Source organism: Pseudomonas sp. PB106, from assembly GCF_009764645.1.
Classification (GTDB): domain Bacteria; phylum Pseudomonadota; class Gammaproteobacteria; order Pseudomonadales; family Pseudomonadaceae; genus Aquipseudomonas.
The window spans coordinates 1-4,083 of the sequence record NZ_RWIM01000155.1 but is presented as its reverse complement, the minus strand read 5'-3'; the positions used below and the strand labels follow the sequence as shown (position 1 = coordinate 4,083).

Annotated in this window: 5 protein-coding genes; 2 read left to right on the top strand and 3 right to left on the bottom strand. The window is 58.8% G+C overall.

The window, feature by feature from the left end:
• Positions 1-58: 58 nt before the first annotated feature.
• Both EJA71_RS20225 and EJA71_RS20220 read right to left on the bottom strand, forming a co-directional pair.
• Positions 59-364 (bottom strand): PsiF family protein, encoded by a 306-nt coding sequence (locus tag EJA71_RS20225; RefSeq protein ID WP_158959355.1) that lies wholly within the window; start codon positions 362-364, stop codon positions 59-61.
• 63 nt (positions 365-427) lie between these two features.
• Positions 428-1,222 carry a helix-turn-helix transcriptional regulator gene (locus EJA71_RS20220; protein ID WP_158959354.1) on the bottom strand — a complete coding sequence of 265 codons (795 nt, stop codon included), beginning with the start codon at positions 1,220-1,222 and terminating at the stop codon, positions 428-430.
• 96 nt (positions 1,223-1,318) lie between these two features.
• Here EJA71_RS20220 and EJA71_RS20215 point away from each other — a divergent pair, with 96 nt between their 5' ends.
• Entirely contained in the window at positions 1,319-2,206 is an 888-nt protein-coding gene (locus EJA71_RS20215) for a DMT family transporter (RefSeq protein ID WP_158959353.1), read from the top strand.
• Between the two features lie 114 nt (positions 2,207-2,320).
• Here the strand turns inward: EJA71_RS20215 and EJA71_RS20210 are convergent, their stop codons facing one another.
• Positions 2,321-3,199: a triacylglycerol lipase gene (locus tag EJA71_RS20210; RefSeq protein WP_158959352.1), complete on the bottom strand. Its 879-nt coding sequence runs from the start codon at positions 3,197-3,199 to the stop codon at positions 2,321-2,323.
• Between the two features lie 288 nt (positions 3,200-3,487).
• On the opposite strand from EJA71_RS20210, the gene EJA71_RS20205 reads away from it, so the two are divergent.
• Positions 3,488-4,021: a bacterioferritin gene (locus tag EJA71_RS20205; protein WP_034151608.1), complete on the top strand. Its 534-nt coding sequence runs from the start codon at positions 3,488-3,490 to the stop codon at positions 4,019-4,021.
• Positions 4,022-4,083: the final 62 nt, after the last annotated feature.

Genomic DNA, 4,083 nt, shown 5'->3' with positions numbered 1-4,083 from the left:
GCTCCTACAGAATCGCAGCTCTCATGTAGGAGCTGCCGCAGGCTGCGATCTTTTGATCTTATTTTTTCTTCAGGCAATCACTCATGAAGGTCTTGCGCGCATCACCGGTCAGCGCCTTGGTTTTCGCGTCGGCATTGCAGGTTTTCATTTTTTCCTGCTGCGGAGTCAGGGTCTTGCCGTCGTTGGCGGCTGGCGTTGCCTTGAGGCAGGTGCTCATGAAGGTTTTGCGCTCATCGCCTTTCAGACTCTTGGCGGTCGCATCGGCATTGCAGGTGGTCATTTTGTTCTGTTGCGCCGTGGCGGCGAAACCCTGGGAACACAGGAGCAAACCAATCATCAACAAAGGCACACGCAACATCTTCATGGAGTTTTCTCCTTGTCGCCGCACCGATGGGGGCGGCCTCTGCAGGAGTGTAGTCAAAGCTTGTTACACCTTCCTGCCGTCCAAGTGGCTACGCCGATACTGCTCAGGCGTGCAGCTGGCCTGCCGCGCAAACATGGCGATAAACGCCGAGCCGCTGCTGTAGCCGAGATCGAAAGCTATTTCCTGCACGCTGCGCGAGGTTTCCAGCGCCTCGATCGCGGCGAGATAACGCAGACGCTGGCGCCACTCGCCGAAACTCATTCCCAGTTCTCGGACGAATTGCCTCGCCAACGTGCGTTCACTGACATGCACTTGCAGGGCCCAATGCGCCAATGGCTGATTGTTGCCCGGCTCGGCCTGCAAGGCTTCGAGAATCGCCAGCAAACCGGGACTGCTGGCGTACGGCAGATAACACTCGTGCACCGGTGCCTGTTGCAATTGATCGACCAGAACCTGCGCCAGCCGTTGGTCAGCGTCCAGTTCGGGGATCTTCACATCGCGGGCGGCGAAGTCCTTGAGAATCGCTTTGAGAATATCGCTGATTGCCAAGGTGCACGCGCGCTGGGGCAAATCGGCGCAGACCTTGGGATCCAGGCACACCGCGCGATAGTTGACCGGTTGATGGCTGTAGAAACTGTGCTCGACCTGTGGCGGCACCCACACCGCGTATTGCGGCGGAGACATGAATCGGCTGCCGTCGACATCCATATGCAGCACACCGTGGGCGGCATATTCCAGCGTGCCCCACGGATGCCGGTGCGGCGCAGCGAATTCGTGGGCGTTGAAATCGGCATAACGGAAATACACCGCCGACGGCAGCTCGCTGAAATCCAGGAGATGGATGTGTTTACTGTTCATGCTGTCCGGTTTCAGAGGCAGGTTGTCTGGTTAGAAGTATAGGCCTGCATCCAGACAAGGGATAATTGCCCTTCATCAACGTAATGGTTTCAACTCATGCAATACGCGTTTCCGCTGCTGGCGATTTTTATCTGGGCCGGCAATACCGTGATCAACAAACTGGCAGTCGGGGCAATCTTCCCGGCCGAGATTGGTTTTTATCGCTGGCTGCTCGCCGGCCTGCTGTTCACGCCGTTCATGCTCAAAGCGGTGATCGCGCACTGGCCGCAGATCCGTCCGAACCTGGGCAAGATTTTCGTCCTCGGCGTGTTGGGCATGGCGGTGTATCAGAGCCTCGCCTACTTCGCCGCGACCCTGACCACCGCGACCAACATGGGCATCATTCTGTCGCTGATGCCGTTGATGTCTCTGGCCATGGCGATCATCAGCCTGGGTCAGCGCCTCACGGCTGGTGCATTGGTCGGCGCGGTGCTGTCGTTCGCCGGGGTGCTGGTGGTGGTGTCGTCCGGAAGCCTCGGCGCGTTGCTGCAACACGGGGTGAACATGGGCGATGCGATGATGTTGATCGCAACCCTGGCCTATGCGATCTACAGCACGCTGCTGAAGAAATGGCAGCTGCGCCTGCCGCCATTGGTGTTGCTGTATTTGCAGGTGCTGGTGGCGATTGTCGTGTTGTTTCCGCTGTATGCCGCTTCGCCGAAAACCGGTTTGACCGTGCAGAACATTCCGCTGGTGCTGTATGCGTGCCTGTTGGCGTCGATGCTTGCGCCGCTGGCGTGGATGCAGGCTGTCCAGCGTTTGGGGCCGAGCCGGACGACGTTGTTTTTCAACCTGCTGCCGCTGATTACCGCGCTGATTGCGGCGGTGGTGTTAAAGGAGCAGTTGGCGATGTATCACCTGGTCGGCGGGTTGTTGACGTTGGGTGGGGTGATTCTGTCTGAGCGTTGGACCACCGTGCTTGGCCGCCGGATCAGCGTTGCCTGATCTGGCCCCATCGCTGGCAAGCCAGCTCCCACAGGTGACCGCATTCCCTCTGTTGAAATGCAATCCACTGTGGGAGCTGGCTTGCCAGCGATGAACGATAACGCGGTCTGACTGTTAAACCCCGGCAGCTTCTAATCGCGCCGCATGCTCGACAAACAGCCGCACCGGATCCGCACCTTTGCCCACCAGCCCCAGCGACTGGTTAACAATGTCGAAGTGATCCAGTGGATAGTCATCGCCAATCACCGTGCCCAGATGCGAGCTGTAGCGCCCGACCATGCCGTCGCACTGCCCCGGCTCACGCACGAAGGTTTTCGCGAATAACCGGCAGCTACGATTGGTCCCGTCAAACAGATTGCCGCCGCGATCAGTCTTGCCCGGCTGCAACGTCCCCGACCACGAGTAATAACGCACGCCGTTGACTTCTTCCGGCCCATGCCCGCCCCACCTTTGCGGCAAGCCCTGTGGATAACGCTGATTGAACAGCGCCACACCTTCCGTCGTCAGCGATTGGTGCGAGGCGTGGATGTCCACTGGCAATTTCGGCCCGTGATAACCGGTCTCGAGTAACGCCATCAGCCATCCGACAAAACGCAGCAATGCCTCAAGCAGACGGCCCTTGGCACTGTCCGCCGGATAGTGTTTTTGCAGATAGTCGGCGAGTTCCGATCCATGATTAGGGCCGGCCACTGACGTGACTGAAGCGACCAGATCCGGCCGTTTCGCCGCTGCATAGCGGGCCGTCAACGAGCCCTGACTGTGGCCGAACAGGTTGACCTTGGCCGCACCGGTCTCCCGCAGAATCTCATCGATGCGCGCCAGCAACTGTTCGCCGCGCACTTCGCTGGAGTTGAGTGGCGAAACCTGCACGGCAATCACCGTTGCACCACCACGGCGCAACGCCTTGATGATTCCGTACCAATACGGATAGAGCACCAGCCGGATAAACCCGAGCATGCCCGGCACCAGAACGAGTGGATAACGCGTCGACATGGGCAAACATCCTTGTGGTCGGTGAGTGGATACAAGGCGTGCAAAACGCCCGCCAAGCCTGCGCCTTGATGATGACAACTCGACCGTCAGCCTGTTTCAGGGCCGACATCCCTGCCAAAAACACGCTAAAGAGCGCCCGGTCGAGGCTGCACACTCGGGCCTGAGGCATCACCCGCTGGACCGGGGTAAAACCGATAAAACTTTTTGCTTCGCTCAGGACTCACAACTTGGGTAGCGACTACGTCCGCAGAACGTGGCGCCCATCGGATTAGCCTCCAGGAGATTAAAATGAGCGACGACCTGCATCTGTCAGATGTCCAAACCTTGCGCGATCGTGCGCGCCAACACGTCGAAAACGGCGCCGTCACCGAGGGTTACAGCGCCGACCGTGAAGAGGTGCTGCGCTTGCTCAACGAATCGCTGGCCACTGAACTGGTCTGCGTGTTGCGCTACAAGCGCCACTACTTCATGGCCAATGGCGTGAAGGCCCACGTGGCTGCCGAAGAGTTTCTCGAACATGCCACTCAGGAAGCCCAGCACGCCGACCGTCTGGCCGAGCGCATTGTGCAATTGGGTGGCGAGCCGGAGTTCAACCCCGACCTGCTGTCGAAAATGTCCCACGCGCAATACGTGGCCGGGAACACCCTCAAAGAAATGGTCTACGAAGACTTGGTGGCCGAGCGAATCGCCATCGACAGCTATCGTGAAATCATCCAGTACATCGGCGAGAAAGACCCGACGACCCGTCGGATCTTCGAAGATATTCTGGCCCAGGAAGAAGAGCATGCCGATGACATGGCGGACATCCTGAACGACCTGTAACCCTTAAAAGCAAAAGATCGCAGCCTGCGGCAGCTCCTACACGGATCGATGTAGGAGCTGCC

Excerpts from the sequence above, each read along its gene's own strand:
- EJA71_RS20210 (WP_158959352.1), bottom strand. The coding sequence starts at position 3,199 with ATGTCGACGCGTTATCCACTCGTTCTGGTGCCGGGCATGCTCGGGTTT.
- EJA71_RS20225 (WP_158959355.1), bottom strand. The coding sequence starts at position 364 with ATGAAGATGTTGCGTGTGCCTTTGTTGATGATTGGTTTGCTCCTGTGT.
- EJA71_RS20215 (WP_158959353.1), top strand. The coding sequence starts at position 1,319 with ATGCAATACGCGTTTCCGCTGCTGGCGATTTTTATCTGGGCCGGCAAT.
- EJA71_RS20220 (WP_158959354.1), bottom strand. The coding sequence starts at position 1,222 with ATGAACAGTAAACACATCCATCTCCTGGATTTCAGCGAGCTGCCGTCG.
- EJA71_RS20205 (WP_034151608.1), top strand. The coding sequence starts at position 3,488 with ATGAGCGACGACCTGCATCTGTCAGATGTCCAAACCTTGCGCGATCGT.